18 protein-coding genes are annotated in these 17,768 nt (G+C 35.1%); 8 read left to right on the top strand and 10 right to left on the bottom strand.

All coding sequences use genetic code 11. The features are described from left to right. Window positions 1-206 precede the first annotated feature (206 nt). On the bottom strand, window positions 207-1,124 hold the full coding sequence (locus HMPREF3031_RS02540) for a DMT family transporter (protein ID WP_002480467.1): 918 nt from the start codon (window positions 1,122-1,124) through the stop codon (window positions 207-209). Window positions 1,125-1,252: 128 nt separating this feature from the next. Here HMPREF3031_RS02540 and HMPREF3031_RS02535 point away from each other — a divergent pair, with 128 nt between their 5' ends. From HMPREF3031_RS02535 to lacG, 8 genes are all read left to right on the top strand, one after another. Next, entirely contained in the window at window positions 1,253-1,726 is a 474-nt protein-coding gene (locus HMPREF3031_RS02535; protein ID WP_002480468.1) for an RrF2 family transcriptional regulator, read from the top strand. 128 nt (window positions 1,727-1,854) lie between these two features. Then, window positions 1,855-3,507: a phospho-sugar mutase gene (locus HMPREF3031_RS02530; protein ID WP_002480469.1), complete on the top strand. Its 1,653-nt coding sequence runs from the start codon at window positions 1,855-1,857 to the stop codon at window positions 3,505-3,507. 51 nt (window positions 3,508-3,558) lie between these two features. Next, complete coding sequence (locus tag HMPREF3031_RS02525; RefSeq protein WP_002480470.1) at window positions 3,559-4,710, top strand: serine hydrolase domain-containing protein; 1,152 nt, start codon at window positions 3,559-3,561, stop codon at window positions 4,708-4,710. Between the two features lie 90 nt (window positions 4,711-4,800). Then, window positions 4,801-5,955, top strand: a complete 1,155-nt coding sequence (locus HMPREF3031_RS02520; RefSeq protein WP_002480471.1) for a serine hydrolase domain-containing protein — start codon at window positions 4,801-4,803, stop codon at window positions 5,953-5,955. A gap of 189 nt (window positions 5,956-6,144) precedes the next feature. Then, entirely contained in the window at window positions 6,145-6,759 is a 615-nt protein-coding gene (locus HMPREF3031_RS02515) for a PepSY domain-containing protein (RefSeq protein WP_002480472.1), read from the top strand. 325 nt (window positions 6,760-7,084) lie between these two features. Next, on the top strand, window positions 7,085-7,414 hold the full coding sequence (locus tag HMPREF3031_RS02510; protein WP_002480473.1) for a PTS lactose/cellobiose transporter subunit IIA: 330 nt from the start codon (window positions 7,085-7,087) through the stop codon (window positions 7,412-7,414). Between the two features lie 15 nt (window positions 7,415-7,429). Beyond that, a complete protein-coding gene (locus HMPREF3031_RS02505; RefSeq protein WP_002480474.1) occupies window positions 7,430-9,109 on the top strand; it encodes a PTS lactose transporter subunit IIBC in 1,680 nt (559 codons plus the stop codon). Window positions 9,110-9,259: 150 nt separating this feature from the next. Then, window positions 9,260-10,666, top strand: a complete 1,407-nt coding sequence (gene lacG, locus HMPREF3031_RS02500) for a 6-phospho-beta-galactosidase (protein WP_002480475.1) — start codon at window positions 9,260-9,262, stop codon at window positions 10,664-10,666. 76 nt (window positions 10,667-10,742) lie between these two features. Here the strand turns inward: lacG and arsC are convergent, their stop codons facing one another. The 9 genes from arsC to rihC form a co-directional block, all read right to left on the bottom strand. After that, window positions 10,743-11,144, bottom strand: a complete 402-nt coding sequence (gene arsC / locus HMPREF3031_RS02495) for an arsenate reductase (thioredoxin) (RefSeq protein WP_002480476.1) — start codon at window positions 11,142-11,144, stop codon at window positions 10,743-10,745. A gap of 15 nt (window positions 11,145-11,159) precedes the next feature. Beyond that, a complete protein-coding gene (gene arsB / locus HMPREF3031_RS02490; RefSeq protein ID WP_002480477.1) occupies window positions 11,160-12,449 on the bottom strand; it encodes an arsenite efflux transporter membrane subunit ArsB in 1,290 nt (429 codons plus the stop codon). Continuing rightward, on the bottom strand, window positions 12,446-12,766 hold the full coding sequence (locus tag HMPREF3031_RS02485) for an ArsR/SmtB family transcription factor (RefSeq protein WP_002480478.1): 321 nt from the start codon (window positions 12,764-12,766) through the stop codon (window positions 12,446-12,448). The genes arsB and HMPREF3031_RS02485 overlap by 4 nt, the downstream gene beginning before the upstream one ends. Window positions 12,767-12,877: 111 nt before the next feature. Further along, window positions 12,878-13,813 carry a tagatose-bisphosphate aldolase gene (gene lacD, locus HMPREF3031_RS02480; RefSeq protein WP_002480479.1) on the bottom strand — a complete coding sequence of 312 codons (936 nt, stop codon included), beginning with the start codon at window positions 13,811-13,813 and terminating at the stop codon, window positions 12,878-12,880. Next, a complete protein-coding gene (locus HMPREF3031_RS02475) occupies window positions 13,810-14,757 on the bottom strand; it encodes a 1-phosphofructokinase family hexose kinase (protein WP_002480480.1) in 948 nt (315 codons plus the stop codon). The genes lacD and HMPREF3031_RS02475 overlap by 4 nt, the downstream gene beginning before the upstream one ends. Continuing rightward, a complete protein-coding gene (gene lacB / locus HMPREF3031_RS02470; protein ID WP_002480481.1) occupies window positions 14,757-15,272 on the bottom strand; it encodes a galactose-6-phosphate isomerase subunit LacB in 516 nt (171 codons plus the stop codon). The genes HMPREF3031_RS02475 and lacB overlap by 1 nt, the downstream gene beginning before the upstream one ends. A 17-nt stretch (window positions 15,273-15,289) precedes the next feature. Next, complete coding sequence (locus HMPREF3031_RS02465) at window positions 15,290-15,721, bottom strand: RpiB/LacA/LacB family sugar-phosphate isomerase (protein WP_002480482.1); 432 nt, start codon at window positions 15,719-15,721, stop codon at window positions 15,290-15,292. 204 nt (window positions 15,722-15,925) lie between these two features. Further along, window positions 15,926-16,675 (bottom strand): DeoR/GlpR family DNA-binding transcription regulator, encoded by a 750-nt coding sequence (locus tag HMPREF3031_RS02460; RefSeq protein WP_002480483.1) that lies wholly within the window; start codon window positions 16,673-16,675, stop codon window positions 15,926-15,928. An 81-nt stretch (window positions 16,676-16,756) separates the two neighbouring features. Continuing rightward, window positions 16,757-17,665 (bottom strand): ribonucleoside hydrolase RihC, encoded by a 909-nt coding sequence (gene rihC, locus HMPREF3031_RS02455; RefSeq protein WP_002480484.1) that lies wholly within the window; start codon window positions 17,663-17,665, stop codon window positions 16,757-16,759. Between the last annotated feature and the right edge of the window lie 103 nt (window positions 17,666-17,768).

Genomic DNA, 17,768 nt, shown 5'->3' with positions numbered 1-17,768 from the left:
GTCTTGCTCCCTGTTTCAATTTTAAGATGTAGCAATCCTATAAATAGGCAGCTAATGCACCGCTCATGGATTGCCGATAATTTTGCTCATTATAACCATATATTTTAATACTAATATGGCTAAATTACAAACTTTGTATCCCACTTATTATTTCACAAAACAGCAGATTACTAAAAATAAATCAGAAAAACTTCTAATAAATTACATCACTCGTTTGACTGTGCTGAATGATGATTAACGATTATTAAAGCAATCACTACAAATAAACCGCCGATTACTAAGCTGAAAGTAAATTTCTCATGCAACCAAATAATAGAGAAAATTGTTGAAGAAACTGGGACTAAAAATAAGAAGCTGCTTGCGACTGTAGCTCCACCGATACGAAGACTTAAAAACCACAAGCCGAACGATCCGATAGATGCTGGGATAATAAGCCATATTAAATTAAACCAGCCAAAAAAGCTTAAGTCGAAAATATGGTAATGTTCATTGGAAACAGCAGAAATAATCAACATGATAAACCCGCCGATAAATAGTTGCCAACCTGTGAGGACCCATGGCCCTTTATCGAAAGCAACCATTTTAGTGATTACTGTATTGACAGCCCAACATAAAGATCCTAAGAGTGCATAAAATGCACCGATACCTAAAGTTGATTTATCTAACCCTAAACAGATTACTACACCTGTAATACCTAGAAATAACGCTAATACTTTTAATTTTGTCAATTTATCATTTAATAGAAAATGGGCTAAAAATGCTAACCATAAAGGGTTTGTAAATAAAATGATAGATGACATTGAAGATGACAATCCTTTAGCCATTGATAAATTTAAAAAGCCCATTGTACCAGCTGTTTGCAGTAAGCCGATAACAATGACAAGGATTGTTCCTTTAGTAATGTTTTGATTAGAAGCGGGCACGAGTGGGCGCCAACCGCGTAAAACAAGGGTAATTAACAACATAAGTAGACCTGCGATTAAAAAACGCCATCCGCCAATATAAAATGGAGGTGTACCATCAACGGATATTAAATATTTTCCTGTAGGAAACGAAGAACCCATAAAAATTGTTGTGAAAATTATACTGAAAAGAAACGTATGTTTAGAACTTAGCTTTTCCATGGTATATTTCCTCACTTTCATTTAAAAAAATCAGAAAAAATTATACAATAATTGTAAGTATAAATCTCTATTAGGGATATTGTTTATCTCTAATGTATAAATTAAAGCTTTAAGGATGGTGTGTCAATATGAAATTATCATCAGGATGGGAACAATCTATCTATGTTTTACTTATATTAAATGAATTACCTGACGGAAAAAGTATCAATTCACTTGCTTTAAGCGAGCGATTAAATACTTCACATTCATATTTAAAGAAAATTATTAAGTTACTCGTAAATGAAGGACTGATTATTTCAACGCCAGGTAAAAATGGTGGGTTTTCATTAGAAAAACCTCTAGAAGAAATTACATTTTATGATGTGTTCATGGCAATAGAAGGCAGAGGAAAAATATTCGCGAGCCAACACTTGTTACGTAATTTTTTAGGTGAAAATGAAGGTGAAAAAGCACAAAAATGTGCGGTAACTGAATCATTAACAATTATTGAGGAAACTTTAATAAATACTTTAACTAGTATTACACTTGAAAATGTATCAAAAGATATAAAAAACCATTATGATTTAACAGAACTTCAGTCTTGGGTCAGTGAGAATATTTAGTCCAGAGATGTATGTCAATCTGAAAAACATAAGTTATAATAAAACTATTGAAGTGAAGTAATATTATCTATTATTGAGGACTATTGACTTATAGTAGATTTAAATCATAGAGAGGAGCATAAGTAAGTATGAAATTGAATTGGGAAAATAAGATAGATGAAAGTTTAGTTTCAGCGTTTTATAAAGATCAAACTGAAAATATTAAAAATGAAGGATTTGAAGATACACTCGCTTTTGGTACAGCAGGTATCAGAGGGTTAATCGGTTTAGGACCTGGCCGTTTAAATGCCTTTACAGTGCGTAAAGTTGCGGTAGGTTTAGCTAAATATTTAAGCGAACATAAACCTGAATCATTAGTCGTGATTCATTTTGATACACGTTTCTTATCAGAAGAATTCGCACATGAAATCGCAGCAGTACTAGCACAATATGAAGTGAAAGCTGTAGTAGGCAAACATTATAATTCTACACCTGAATTATCATTTGCGGTACGTTATTTAGAAGCAGACGCTGGTGTTATGATTACAGCGAGTCATAATCCTAAAGAATATAATGGAATTAAAATTTATGGTGCAGACGGCGGTCAATTATTGCCTCAACCTTCTGAGATGTTAAGTAGTTATATTAATCAAATTGAAGATCCATTAGACATTGAAGGCGGAGATTTTGAAGAAGGACTAAACAATGGCTTCATTACATACTTATCAGAGGATGTTACAGAAGCTTATAAAGCAGAAGTAATTAAATTAGTTGATTCAATTCCAACGCAGACTGAAAAAATTGCGTTAACAAGTTTACATGGTACAAGTCTACCAATTTTATCCGAAATCTTTGAAAAATTAAATTACAGCAATTATGTCATCGAAAAAGAACAGTCACAACCTGACGGCAGCTTCCCGACAGTTGCTTATGCGAACCCAGAAGAAGAACAAGCCTTTACGTATAGTTTACGTTTAGCTGATCAAGAAGATGCCCAATTGATTTTAGCAACGGATCCTGATGCTGACCGCTTCGGCATAATCGAACGCTACAAAGATGGTACACACCGTTACTTCAACGGTAATGAAATCGGCTTAATCTTATTAAAATTGCGTCATGACCAATTAAAAGCAGAAGGTACAAACCAACCGTTATACATGGTGAAATCTATCGTCAGCAGTGCAGCAAGTGATCGCTTAGCACAAGCATTAGATTTAGAAAGTAATACAGTTTTAACAGGATTCAAATTTATTTCTGAAATTCTTCAAAACAAACAAGATACTGATGAACAATTGGTATTAGGTTATGAAGAAAGCCATGGTTATCTAGCAGCACCATTCTCAAGAGACAAAGATGCGATTCAAATGATTCCATTAGTGGTTAAATACAAAAATGAATTAGCCCAACAAGGTAAAACGTTTAAAGGTGTCTTAGATGAAGTTTATGCTTTGACAGGTATCTTCAAAGACAAAACGATTTCACCTAAATTTGAAGGTGCTTCAGGCAGACAAAAAATAAATGATTTACTTGAAAGTTTCAGAAAAGAACAACCAGATACATTACTTGGGCTAAAAGTGAAACAAATTGAAGATTATCAAACGAAGACCATTACAGACTTAGTCAATCATCAAACAGTGGAAACAACATTACCACAAAGCAACTTAATCCGCTTCATTTTAGATGAAGGCTTTATCGCGTTAAGACCTTCAGGTACAGAACCTAAAATCAAAGTGTACTTCTCATTAAATGTTGAAGATTTAGAAGCTGTTGTTACACAATTTGAACAAACGTATTTGGATTAATAAAAATGAATTAAACAAACAAGAAAGACATATCGATAAAAGAGGAAATGAATGAATAGAAGAATAAAGAACGGCCTTATCTTTGTCGTTGTAGTTACGTTGTTAGTCGGTGTATTTTCGGTTTATTTAAATTGGAAACATCATCAAAGCTATAGTCAGCATCAACCGCCGAAAATAAGTGGAAACGCACAGTCAAAAGAAAAAGCAAATTACTATACTGTAATGAAAGATAATGCAGTAGACCCTAAAATTGATGCATATTTAAAAGGTAAAGGTTTTAACGGTACAATTACGATTTTTCATAAGGGTCAGTTAATTATGGACAAAGCGTATGGCTATCAAAATTTTGAAGAGAATAAGAAAAATACACCAAACTCTATGTATTTGATCGGTTCTTCTCAAAAGTTCACAACAGGCTTATTATTGAAACAATTAGAAAGTGAAGGCAAAATAAATATTAATGACCGATTGGATAAATATTTGCCGTGGTTTAAAACAGAGCAACCCCTTTATTTGAAGGATTTAATGCTGCATCGAAGCGGTTTAAAGAAATTTACTGGCAGCAATACAGCACACAGTAATGAAGATGTTGCGAAAGAGTTACAGCGTGCAGGCATTCAGCCGGGTAAATATCATAAACATCAATATAATGATGGGAACTACATTATATTGTCTGATGTTATCCAAAAAGTGACACACAAGTCATTTGATCAATACTTTGATGAAAAATTAAAAAATCCGAACCAATTATATAGAACAGCTTTCTATAATGAAACACAATATAAACCGTTTATGGCACAAGGTTACAATGCTGAAAAACAACCGATGACTTTAAAATTTATGGACCATTACTACGGTGCAGGTAATTTGTTTATGTCAACGAGAGATATGGCAAAGCTGATCGCAAACTTGCAAGAAAATAAAATCTTATCTCCAAAAGATACGGAAGGGTTATTATACGAATTACACACACCAACTTACAATGAACCTTATCGTTATGGCTTTTATAGTTATGATAATGGTAATCGTGTTAATGGTATGTTTTTCGGTCATCAAATGACCAGCTATTTTAACAAAGATTATATCGTGGTAATGGGAACGAACTATCAATATCCGAAATACGTTAATGAACACTATATGAAAGATATTTTTGTGAAACAATTACATCAGCCAGATCCAACTAAAAAAAGCAGAGTCATTTGATTTAAACCGTTTTTTAATATCAAAACAAAAACGATATCAAATCAACTAACGTATCATTTCAAGACGTGACATCAAGTGAAGAGGACAACAATGAAGAGAAAACTAATAAAGATAATGATATTTATACTAATGGTCGCACTTATAGCCGGTGTGATAACCTATTATTTAAATTGGAAACATTTTCAACAATACGGACATCATCATAACCTTTTGAAAACTAAAGATAATCATCCATCAGTTCAAGTTGGAAGTTATAAAACTGTAATGAATGAAAAGAATGTGCGCTATACAGCCATTGATGAATATTTGAAAAAACAAAAGTTCAATGGTGATATTGCGATATATTACCAAGGTAAACTCGTGATGGATAAAGGATATGGTTATCAAGACTTTATCAATCGTAAAAAGACGAATCCTAATTCAATGTATTTGATTGGGTCAGCGCAAAAGTTTATGACAGGTATGATGCTTAAAAAGTTAGAAACAGAAGGTAAACTCAACATCAACGATGAAGTGACAAAATATCTACCTTGGTTTCAAACCAATGAACCTTTGATTCTGCGTGATTTTATGCTGCATCAAAGCGGTATACAAATGTTTCGCCCGAAAACGAATATCCATAGTATAGATGGAGCAGTTCATATGTTGCAGGAACAAGGGTTGCAGCCGGATATGTTTAGAAAGCATCAATATAATGATGCGAATTATATTGTGTTAGCGCGGGTGATTGAAGCGGTCACTAAGATGTCATATGCAGATTATTTCAATCAAAACTTTGTGCAACCATATGAATTGAACCAAACAGCCTTTTACAATAACACTGCTTATAAACCTTATATGGCTAAAGGCTATAATGAATTAAAAATACCAGAGTTTCCTGCATACATGGATCAATATTATGGGGCAGGTAATTTGTATATGGCACCTAGAGACATGGGGAAATTTGTCTTAGCATTACAAAATCAGAAGATGTTTAATGCTCATACTACAAATCAACTCTTACATGAAGTGAACACCAAAGAGTTTCCACATGCATATCGTTATGGCTTTTACAGTTTTGGTCAGAGTGCGCGCGCGAATGGTATCTTTTATGGGCAACAATTTACTTGCTACTTCAATAAGGATTATATATTAGTGATGGGCACTAACTATCAAAAACCAGTTGGTAAGAATGAAACATTAATGAAAAAGATTTTTATGGATTATCTGAAACAACCAGATCCTACTAAAAAAGCAAAACAGTAGAATAAAAAAGTGAAGTAATAGACTGTTTCATCTACAGTGATATGTAGAGCGAGACAGTCTATTTTGTTTGGAAACAATTTCTCAAATAAAGAGAAAACAATATATTTAAATGTATAATAACACAAAATATTGGGAATAATTTAAATAATTCATGGCGTAACGGGTATATAAATACAAGGAGGAATCGATATGCAGAAAAAAATGCTTTCTTTATTAGTCGCTTCCGGAATAGTCCTTGCTGCATGTGGGCAAGGCGGATCAAGCGATGAAAACAAAAATGATTCAGAACAAAAAGCCAATACAGAACAAAAACAAAAAGGTGATACTTCTGGTACAAGCGAAACTGGTAAAAACAGTAACGTTATTAAACTAGGAGATATTAAAACTCAACCTGAAGATGCAGTAAAAACTGCTAAGAAAGAATATGATGGTGAATTAAAAGAAATCTCATTTGAAAAAGAACAAGGCAAATGGGCATATAAAATCGATTTACAAAAACAAGGTGAAGAAGGAGAAGTTATCATCAACAGTAAAGATGGTAAAGTCATGAATAAATCAACTGAAAAAGAAGATGATTATGACAAAGCAAAATCATTCAAATATGAAGACTTCAAACCTTATGATGAAATCGTCAAAAAAGCGAAAGACAACTTCAATGGTGATATCCATGAATGGTCATTATCAAGAGATAGTGACGAAGGTAAATTCGTTTACGATGTAGACTTGCAAAAAGGCAACTCTAAACAAGAGTTCAGCTTGGATGCAAAAACAGCTAAAATTTTAAAAAATGAAAAAGATGACTAATCTTTAAATACGAAATGGACTACTTAGGTTAATGCCTAGGTAGTCTTTTTTTACGTCAAAATGAAAGGGAATTCATTCAAATCTTTAAAGCGCTGTCAATTTTATGTAGATTATGTAACTTATTTTTCATAAATCGCTTGAAACAACTATAATTTTTAAAATTTGAATTGACTAGTACGAGTTAAAAAGTTACATTATTATTGTGAACAAAAACGAACAATAACGAACATAAAAAGCTGCGATAATTTTTTATATGTTCATGTTGTATCGTTGGCGTTGATAATTGTAAATTACACATTTTAATTCAACCTAAGGGGGAAACACCATGAGCAACAAAGAAGAAAACATGATGATTGGTTTCACAATCGTTGCGATTGCAGGTGATGCACGTCGAGAAGTAATGGCAGCTTTAGCCGCTGCTAAAGAAAACGATTTTGAACAAGCACGTCAACACATTGTTGAAGCCAACAACTTTATCACAGAAGCACATAAGGAACAAACGCAAATGTTAGCGAAAGAAGCAGCAGGAGAAGCATCTGATATTAGTTTTATCATGGTTCACGGTCAAGACCATTTGATGACTACAATGGCTTTGAGAGACGCAGCAAACTACATGATTGACTTATATGAACAACTCCGTGATTTAAAACACTAATAAGCAGGTGACAGCATGAATAAAATTATTAAAATGATTGAAAAAATGAAACCTTTCTTTGAAAAGATTGCATCTAACCCGTATTTAACTGCAATCCGTGATGGTTTCGTAGCTTTAATGCCAGTCGTTTTATTCTCATCTTTATTTATCTTGGTAGCTTATGTACCAAACGTATGGGGATTCCACTGGCCTAAAAATATTGAAGACATCATCATGAAAGTTTATAACTTCACGATGGGTATGTTAGCCGTCTTCATGGCAGGTACTGTAACTAAATCACTTACCGACAACAGAAACTTGAAATTACCTAAAACGAACCAAATCAACGTAATTTCAACTTTCGTAGCTGCTGAAGCTTCGTTATTAATCTTAGCAGTTAAACCAATCAAAGATGGTATCAGCATTGAATTATTAGGTACTAAAGGATTAATCGCAGCATTCTTAGTCGCATTCATCGTGCCGAACATCTATAAATTCTGTATTGGTAGAAACATCACAATCAAAATGCCTCCGCAAGTTCCAGGTAACATCGCGCAAGCATTTAAAGACATGATCCCATTCGCACTTTCAGTAACATTCTTCTGGATCGTTGATATTGTCGTTCGTGCATTATCACACGGTAACACAGCAGAATTGGTAACTACATTGTTATCTCCATTATTCAGAGCAGCAAACGGTTACTTAGGATTCGCGATTATCTTTGGTTTCATGGCATTCTTCTGGTTTATCGGGGTTCACGGTCCTTCAGTAGTTGGTCCGGCAGTAATCGCGATTATGTACAACAACCAAGTAGAAAACTTACGTTTATTCAGAGCGGGTGAACATGCGCATTACGCATTAACTCAATCAACACAAGACTTCGTAGCATTAATTGGTGGTACAGGTGCAACTTTATTAGTACCTTATATCTTCATTTTCCTATGTAAGTCCCCTGAATTAAAAGCGGTGGGTAAAGCTTCGGTTATCCCGACTACATTCGCCGTTAACGAACCATTATTATTTGGTGCACCGATCATCTTGAACCCAGTGTTCATGGTTCCTTTCATTATCACACCAATTTTAAACTCTTGGATTTTAAAATTCTTCGTAGATAATCTTGGAATGAACGGATTTATGCACTTCTTACCATGGCCAACACCAGGTCCAATCGGTATCTATATGGCGTCTAACTTCTCAGTATTATCATTATTATTAATCGCCATTATCTTAGTATTAGACTTTACAATTTGGTTCCCGTTCATCAAAGCTTATGACAAATTAAAACTTGATGAAGAACATGAAATTGAATTACAAAAAGCTGCAGCTGCTACAGCTGGCGGCGGAACTGCTGCACCAATTGAAGTTGAAGAAAACACTCCAGACTTCAATTCTCGTGAACATACAAACGTATTAGTTGTATGTGCCGGCGGTGGTACAAGCGGTATCTTAGCAAACAGCTTAAACAAATATGCGAAAGAAAATGACATTCCGTTAGAAGCAACAGCTCGTGCTTACGGTCAAGATATGGACTTAATCAAAGATATGGACATCGTAATCTTAGCACCACAAATGGATGCGATGAAAGATGAAATGAGAAAATATACTGATCAATACGGTGCTGTATTAGTACCAACAACTGGTAAACAATACATTGGCTTAACTCGTGATGGAGAAGGCGCAATGAAATTGATTTTCGAAAAAATCAACGAAAAATAAGCAATAATTTAATGTAAGACACACACATAGCCCCTTGTCGCATTTACACACGACATCTTAAGTATCTACACAAGCGGCAAGGGGCTCCATTTGTGTGTGATGTAACTAGTAATATTGAAGATATTAATTAACTAAAAAGGAGACAATTTAATGAGTAAATTACCTAAAGACTTTGTATTAGGTGCTGCAACTGCTGCATATCAAGTTGAAGGTTCAAGTACTGTAGATGGTAAAGGTCGTGTATTATGGGATGGTTTCTTAGAAAAACAAGGACGTTTTTCTCCAGACCCAGCAAGTGATTTTTACAATCGTTATGAAGAAGATATCAAATTAGCATCAGAATATGGTATCAAAGCAATCCGTATTTCAATTGCTTGGTCACGTATTATTCCTGATGGTACAGGTGAAGTAAACGAAAAAGGTTTGACATATTATCGCAAAGTATTCGAAACTTGCCATAAATATGGAATCGAACCTTTTGTTACACTTCACCACTTTGATACTCCAGAAACTTTATTTGAAAAAGGTGACTGGTTAAACAAAGATCAAATCGATGCATTCGAACGTTATGCTGAACTTGTATTTGACGAATATCATGATGTTGTTAAATACTGGATCACAATCAACGAACCAATCGCGTATGTTCAAGGACAATATATTACAGGTGCTTTCCCTCCTGGTGAACAGTACAACACTTTAAAATGTTTACAAGCACAACATAACCAAATCGCTGCACATAGCCGCATTGTAAACTTATTTAAATCAAAAGGTTATGAAGGTGAAATTGGTTTAGTTCACGCATTAACACAATTCTACAGCATCGATGATCAACCATTAAACCAAATCGCTGCTTACAAACATGATATCTTTATGAATGGTTTCATGTTAGACGGAACATTCCTAGGTTACTATACTCCAGCTAAATTAACTGTAGTAAGAGAAATCTTAGGTGAAGAATTCGAACAATTAGATATTCGCGAAGAAGAACTAGAAGAAATCCGTAAAGCTGCACCACAACTTGACTTCTTAGGTATTAACTATTACCAAAGTAACTGGATCAAATACCATAATGAAGAAAGCTATATTCACCATAATGGTACAGGCGATAAAGGAACTTCTGTCTTCCGTGTTAAAGGTATCGGAGAAGTTGTTAAAAATGAAGCAATCCCTACAAATGACTGGGATTGGTACATTTATCCAGAAGGTCTATATGACATGATGGAACGTATTAAAAACGACTATCCTAACTACAAAAAAATCTATGTTACTGAAAACGGCCTAGGCTACAAAGATGTACTTGAAGATAACGGTGAAGTACATGATGACGAACGTATTGACTATGTAAGACAACATATTGAAGCAATCGAACGTGCATACGCAGACGGTATCAACGTTAAAGGTTACTTCATCTGGTCACTACAAGATATGTTCAGCTGGTCAAACGGCTACAATAAACGTTATGGTTTATTCTATATCGATTTCGAAACTCAAAAACGTTATGTTAAAGACAGTGCGAAATGGTATAAACAATTATCAGACGACATTTATGGAAAGTAAATAAGTAAGGCAAAACCCCTCAGAATTTTCTGAGGGGTTTTGTTATATAAGTTGGTATAGAATATATGTTTGAAAGTTATTGCTTCGTATCTTTAAACTGCAGAATACGTTGACCAATTTGGTCTCTGACCTGTTGGAAAACAGACCAATCTTTGCCGGCAGGATCTTCAAAGCCCCAATGTACTTTTTTAACATGATTAGGGACGACAGGGCAATGTGCCTCCGCATGATCGCATAACGTCACAACGAGTTTGGCTTTGTTTAATAAATCAATATCGATTTTATCAGAGGTTTGATCGCTGATATCAATGTTAACTTCTTGCATCGCTTTAACCGCAAGAGGATTCACACCATGTGCTTCAATCCCTCCAGACATAACAGTCCAGTCGTCTCCAAGTATCACTTTTCCGAAACCTTCTGCCATTTGGCTGCGACATGCATTGCCTGTACAAATAAAGTAAATAATAGGTTTATCCATATGTGTTCCTCTTTTCTAATTAAGTAGTAGTGAGAGATATAGACCGATAAGTGTGATGAATAGGACAGGTAATGTCACAATCACACCTGTTTTTAAGTAAACACCCCATGAGATTTTGACGCCTTTTTGAGCTAAAACATGTAACCAAAGTAATGTTGCGAGCGAACCGATAGGGGTCATTTTCGGCCCTAAATCAGAACCGATCACATTCGCATAAATTAAACCTTCTTTGATGATACCTGAGGCATGTGCTTGATTAATCGCAATCGCATCAATCATGACAGTTGGCATATTGTTCATAATTGCGGATAAGACAGCTGATAAGAAGCCCATGCCTATAATACCACTCAATAAACCATGTTGTGAGAAGTTGTCTATGATGTTTCCTAACAACGCAGTAATGCCTACATTTTTAAGTCCGAAGACAACTAAATACATACCAAGTGAAAATAAGACAATGTTCCAAGGTGCGCCTTTAATAACTTGTTTTGTGTGTACAACTTTAGAGCCTTTTGCGAGTACTAAGAAAGCTAACGCAACTACGCCTGCGATGAATGATACAGGAATATTTAATGACTCGCTGATGACATAACCTATGAGTAATACTGAAAGCACAATCCAAGCTATTTTAAATAACTTATCATCTTTAATCGCATTACGGGGTGACTTGAGTGTTGTATCATCAAAATGTGTTGGGATGGGTTTCTTAAAATATAGATAAAGCACGATAATACTGGCTACAAGCGCAAAAAGGTTAGGGAGCATCATATGTTTCATATACTCAACAAAACCAATATTAAAGTAGTCAGCAGAGACAATATTGACTAGGTTACTAACGACCAACGGTAGGGAAGTCGCATCCGCAATAAAACCACTTGCGATAATGAACGGAAAAATTACACGTTGATTAAAGTTCAAATGTCGCACCATCGCAAGAACGATAGGCGTTAATATTAATGCTGCACCATCATTGGCAAAAAGTGCCGCAACCACAGCACCTAATAACATGATATAAACAAACATCTTAATCCCGTTACCTTGTGATGCTTTTACCATGTGTAAAGCTGCCCATTCAAAGAAACCAATCTCATCTAAGATTAAAGAAATAATGATTAATGCGATGAATGTGAGTGTCGCATTCCATACAATCTGTGTCACTTCACCGACATCGCTTAATGTGACAACACCAGTGATCAAGGCAAGCACAGCACCTACAAGCGCTGTAATACCAATATCCAGCCCTTTAGGCTGCCATATCACAAAAATTAAGGTAAGTATAAAAATTGTTATGGCTAGAAAAGTCAAAGTCGTTCTACTCCTTTATGAATGTTGTGACATGCACAACTAGGTTGAGATGTACCTATATCATGGAGTTGATCTAAGAGGGAAGTATAGGTTTCTGTATTCAAATGATAATAATGTTTATTACCATCTTGGCGTTTATTAACTAAATGATTATCCATTAAAGCTTTCATATGATGACTTAAGGTAGGTTGTGTCACTTGAAAGTAGGTCAATAAATCATTAGCACATAATTCCCCACAAGACAGTAAATTGAGTATTTCTAAGCGAATAGGGCTCGATATCGCTTTTAAGTATGTAGATAATGTTTGATAGTCCATTAAATCATCCTTTCTTTAATAGAGTATCAACTATATAGATAACTGTCTATATAGAAAACATAAAAAAACCTAGCAACCAAAAGTTGCTAGGCAAGATAGTGATTCGATTTATTATTTAACTGGGTTAGCAGTTTCATCTAATACTTTGTTTAAGCTTTCGATGTTAGCTTTACCTTCAGTACGGAACCATTCTACAACAGCATCTTCGCCTTCTGAGAAGTGGTCAGTAGCACCTCTCCATGTAGCACGGCCACATAATACACCATTGAATGTAGAACCAGATTCTTTAGCGAAGTATAAAGTTTTTTGGAATAAGTCTGCAGATACACCTGCGCTTAAGTAGATGTAAGGTAAGTTAGTTGAAGCAGCTTGTTCTTTGAATGCTTGAGCAGCTTCTTCTTTAGTGAATAATGCTTTTTCACCGAAACCTTCAACATAGTTCATGTTTACAGGAACTTCTACTTTTAATACGTCTACGTTGAAACGAGGTTCAGAGTATTTTTTCATTGCTTCGTTTACTTTGTATGCTTTTACTTTCGCATATTCTTCAGAACCGCTGTCTGCGTTGTTAGCGTCATAAGAAACGATTTCTAAGAATAATGGTAAACCTTCAGCTACACATTCAGCACCAACACGTTCAACGAAAGCTTCTTTTTGATCGTTGATTGCTTTGTCTTCGTCGATGTCAACATAAACTAATAATTTAACAGCATCTGCGCCAGCTTCTTTTAAACGTTTAACAGACCATACATTTAATAAGTCAGGTAAACGTCCTGGTTCTGAAGCATCGTAACCAGTTTTTTCATAAGCTAATAATAAACCAGCATTTTTAGCACGAACTTTAGTTGCTGGAAGACCATATTCAGGGTCTAATAAGATACTTGAAGCGTATGGTGTTAACTCTTCAGATACATGTACTTTGAATTGTTCTAAATCTTCTGTTTTAGCATCTTCACCTAATAAGCGTTTTAAAGCGCCACGTTGGTCGATGGCTAATGCAGCGATGTAGTTTTTGTCGTTTAATAAAGGTTTAATTGATTTTGTCATGATGAATGCTCCACCTTTTCAATAGTTATTTGATTACTGAATTTCTCAAAGTTATTTAAGTCAATGTGGCCAGTTCGTGCTTCTAATGCATTGGAAATACCAGCAGCCATAGCGTATGTTGCTGATTCTTGGATAGAAGCGTCTTTAGAGATGCCATAGCTGAAACCAGCTAAACTGCTATCTCCAGAACCTACTGGGTTAATCGCAACGACTTTAGGAATATCAACGTTATAGACTTGTGCTTCATGACGTAGTAATGCACCATTTTTACCTAAAGATAATAAGATATATGGAATATGCGCTAAGCTTTCGTCTAATAATTGATTGGCTAAGTCGATGTTGTCTGAATTAGTAATTGCTTTGATCTCTTCATCATTTGGTTTGATTAAGAGAGGAGGGCAATGTTTTGAATGATTAACAGTATAGTTTAATACTTGTCCTGAAGTATCTAAACAAACTGGTACATTCTGTTCATTTGCGACTTCTAACAATTTGACGTAATAGTCTTCAGGGAAGCCTTTAGGTAAGCTGCCTGAAATCGTAATTAAGTCAAAGTTAGAGATAATCGAATTGAAGTGTTCTAAGAAGCGGATTTGAATTTCTTCTGGTTGCAATGCACCGCTTTCTAGAATTTCAGTTTGACTATTTTCGCTTGTAACGGCGATACATAAACGAGTTGAAGCTGGAGAAACAGTGAAATCATGTTGGATTTTTGTTTCATCTAAGTTGTTAGTTAACCACTCGCCGAATTTACCGCCGATAATTCCTGTACATGTAACATCAATTCCTAGTTCACTCGCAACACGTGCTACGTTGATGCCTTTACCGCCAGCTGATTTGTAATCTTCGGTTGCACGTTGAACTGAATTGATTTCGAAGTGTTCTAATGGGTAATTGATATCAATTGCAGGATTTAATGTAACGGTTAATAGTTTGAATGTCATTAGTCGTGATATTCTCCGTTATTCCATTTAGTTAAGAAATCATCGAACATATCTGGAGTGTAATGAACATCTTCAGGTTTTAAAGTTTCATCCATTGCTTTGATGATCGCTTCTTTTTCTGGAGTTGGTTCATATTCTGTTTCTGCAAATGTATCAACGATGTTTTTGATTAAGTCAACACCTGTAACCATACCGCCAGCTGCGATGACATTACAGTTGTATTCGCTTCTTGCTAAACGTGCACTTGTTGCATCACGAACTAATGCAACACGAGTTCCAGGTACTTTAGTTGCACTTGCACTGATACCTACACCAGTACCACATAATGCAACACCAAAGTCTACTTCACCTGTAGCAACTAAATGACCGATACGTGTACCGTAGATAGGGTAGTGTGTACGTACATAGTCATAAGTACCGACATCAATAACTTCATGTCCGTTATTTTTTAAATAAGTAGCAACTTCTGCTTTAATATTTGTAACAATATGGTCACAACCAATAGCAATTTTCATAATTTAATATCCTCCTATTAACATAAAGAATTCAACATATCTACTCTGATTTGGTGTCGTCCAGCGTCGTAGCCTGCTTTTAAGAATGCTTTTACGCAGTTTAATGCGTTTAATTTACCTACAACTTCGCTACCTAATACGATAACGTTTGTATTATTGTGTCTATGAGTCATTTTTGCTGATTGCTCATCTGAAACCGTTGCTGCAATAATATTTTTTTGTTTGTTCGCAAAGTTGAAAGGTGCAATACCGTATTTGTCGATGACAATGGCTTTAGTACCTTCGTGTTCTTGGACATATTTAGTAACCTCAAGTGTAATTTCAGCAATGTTAGTTGCTTTACTGTTTACTGATAAGTCCTCGATTTCGTACTCAGCATCTGCTAAAGATTCTAAAATGAAATCTTTTAATTCTTTTGACTGTGAATCACTATGAATAACAATAGACATAATAAATCCTCCTGTTCGAAAATGTTTGATTTTGTTCTTATCTAGAATATACACTTCAAGGGGTAATTTGTCAATTTGATAGATTGTAAAAAATAAGTAAATCTATTGATAAAAGGGAATTTATAAGAAGATAAGAGGGGATATTTCAATAATTAGACAAAAAGAAAACGCACACGTTTCGTGTGCGTTAATGTTCGTATTAAATTATAAGATATCAGTATAGTTTTGATAATTCTCTCTGATTGTTTGCGAAATATCGTTATCAGTAATAATCGCATCTAAATGATCGATTTGATAGAAAACTGAAAAAGCACGTGTATTGAATTTTGAACTATCCGAAACAAGATATTTCTTCGAAGATTGGTTCAAAATAATTTCATTGGCTTTTCCTTCTTCTTCATTCGCAGTTGTCGCATCATTATCGCTGATACCATTGACGCCAATAAATGCTTTATCAATATGTAATGACTCCAGCATTGTATTTGCGAGACGTCCGATAAATGAACCTGTTTTCTTTCGATAACGGCCACCGATTAAAACAATATCCATATGTTCTAAGCCTTCATATTGTTCAAAAATATACAGTGAATTGGTAATGATATGTAAACGCATATCTTTTATGAAAGGGAAGATGGCTTCATTTGTTGTACCTGAGCCAATAAATACCGTATCTTCATTTTGAATTAGTCGGCTGGCTTTTTCAGCAATCATACGTTTTTTATCACTATTCAGCTGTTGTTTTTCTTCATTTGCAAGCTCGTTATAAAAGGTATGAGGTAAGACAGCTCCGCCGTGAACACGTACAAGTAAGGCTTTATGTTCAAGCTCTTTTAAATCACGTCGGATAGTCATTGCAGCCACGTCCATATCATTAGATAAATAACTGACGCTGACGCTTCCGTTTTCTTTTAAGATGGATAGTATTTTTTGATGTCGCGCTTCTTTTAAATTCATTATATTTCACAACCTGTATATTTTTTCGATTTCGTCATTATTATAGCATAATAATTTATTGGGAATGTACCATATTTGGTTTTATTTTGCATATGAGAGTGCCTCAAAGAACAGCTGTTTAAAGCGAGTTTTGTCTACTGCTAAAACAACGTTTACTGACTTTTCTTGAGCATTGTAATTCACAACAGTAGCACCGCGTGTGTAAGTGCCGTTTAATTCAATCGCAACTGCTGCATCTGCAGTTTTAAAGTGTTCTGGATGCAGTAGGTAAAGCATGGTATAAGCATCATATACAGCAATGCCTGTATCGAATTCATCGCCGTGGTAATGATTAAACATATGATACAACATATGGGTAGTTTGATTAATAGATTTCAACTCGTTGATTGCAGTACTTGATAAACTAGCACCTCTTGCTACATCAAGTCCAACCATTGTGATAGGGAGACCTGCTTTAAAGACAATATCTGCAGCTTCAGGATCACAGTAGATATTAAATTCAGCAGCAGGTGTAACATTACCGCGTCCAGCACTGCCACCCATTAAAACAATCGCTTTGATATTAGATTTAACTTCTGGATACGTTTTAAAAAGCAAAGCGATATTTGTTAGAGGACCAATTGGCACAAGTGTAATGGGTTCATCAGATTCTAGAATAGTTTCTCGCATAGCTTCTATAGCTCGATTAGAGGCAAGTAATTCTGGTGAGGGTTCTGGAAGTTCATAACCACCCATACCTGTTTCACCATGTACGTGAGAAGCATCAATCGGTGCATTGATTAAAGGTGCGACTGCACCACGATGTACTGGAACATCGCTTTCAAAGAATGCTTTGAGTTGTAGGGCGTTTCGTGTAGTTTTATCTATATTGACATTACCATGTACGGTAGTAATCATCTTCACATCAATCTCAGGATGATTCAGTGCAATACTAATAGCTGCTGCGTCATCAATACCTGGATCAGTATCTATGATAATAGGGGTTGTCATATCTCTTTCTTCCTCCTTTTAAAAATAAAATAAGCTACTTATATATTTTATAATCCTTCTGCAAAATAGGGCTCTCTGTCAAATAGGACTGGTGAGCAAAAAC

The organism is Staphylococcus sp. HMSC072B07, from assembly GCF_001815505.1.
Lineage (GTDB): Bacteria > Bacillota > Bacilli > Staphylococcales > Staphylococcaceae > Staphylococcus > Staphylococcus simulans.
Note: the sequence above shows the minus strand (reverse complement) of the source record. Positions and strands in the feature narration are given on the sequence as shown.

Bases quoted from the DNA above. Each gene is read 5' to 3' on its own strand.
- lacB (WP_002480481.1), bottom strand. From the start codon at position 15,272: ATGAAAATTGCTATTGGTTGTGACCATATTGTTACAAATATTAAAGCA.
- HMPREF3031_RS02535 (WP_002480468.1), top strand. From the start codon at position 1,253: ATGAAATTATCATCAGGATGGGAACAATCTATCTATGTTTTACTTATA.
- HMPREF3031_RS02525 (WP_002480470.1), top strand. From the start codon at position 3,559: ATGAATAGAAGAATAAAGAACGGCCTTATCTTTGTCGTTGTAGTTACG.
- rihC (WP_002480484.1), bottom strand. From the start codon at position 17,665: ATGACAACCCCTATTATCATAGATACTGATCCAGGTATTGATGACGCA.
- HMPREF3031_RS02460 (WP_002480483.1), bottom strand. From the start codon at position 16,675: ATGAATTTAAAAGAAGCGCGACATCAAAAAATACTATCCATCTTAAAA.
- HMPREF3031_RS02540 (WP_002480467.1), bottom strand. From the start codon at position 1,124: ATGGAAAAGCTAAGTTCTAAACATACGTTTCTTTTCAGTATAATTTTC.
- lacD (WP_002480479.1), bottom strand. From the start codon at position 13,813: ATGACAAAATCAATTAAACCTTTATTAAACGACAAAAACTACATCGCT.
- lacG (WP_002480475.1), top strand. From the start codon at position 9,260: ATGAGTAAATTACCTAAAGACTTTGTATTAGGTGCTGCAACTGCTGCA.
- arsC (WP_002480476.1), bottom strand. From the start codon at position 11,144: ATGGATAAACCTATTATTTACTTTATTTGTACAGGCAATGCATGTCGC.
- HMPREF3031_RS02530 (WP_002480469.1), top strand. From the start codon at position 1,855: ATGAAATTGAATTGGGAAAATAAGATAGATGAAAGTTTAGTTTCAGCG.
- HMPREF3031_RS02485 (WP_002480478.1), bottom strand. From the start codon at position 12,766: ATGGACTATCAAACATTATCTACATACTTAAAAGCGATATCGAGCCCT.
- HMPREF3031_RS02510 (WP_002480473.1), top strand. From the start codon at position 7,085: ATGAGCAACAAAGAAGAAAACATGATGATTGGTTTCACAATCGTTGCG.
- HMPREF3031_RS02475 (WP_002480480.1), bottom strand. From the start codon at position 14,757: ATGACATTCAAACTATTAACCGTTACATTAAATCCTGCAATTGATATC.
- HMPREF3031_RS02515 (WP_002480472.1), top strand. From the start codon at position 6,145: ATGCAGAAAAAAATGCTTTCTTTATTAGTCGCTTCCGGAATAGTCCTT.
- HMPREF3031_RS02465 (WP_002480482.1), bottom strand. From the start codon at position 15,721: ATGTCTATTGTTATTCATAGTGATTCACAGTCAAAAGAATTAAAAGAT.
- HMPREF3031_RS02520 (WP_002480471.1), top strand. From the start codon at position 4,801: ATGAAGAGAAAACTAATAAAGATAATGATATTTATACTAATGGTCGCA.
- HMPREF3031_RS02505 (WP_002480474.1), top strand. From the start codon at position 7,430: ATGAATAAAATTATTAAAATGATTGAAAAAATGAAACCTTTCTTTGAA.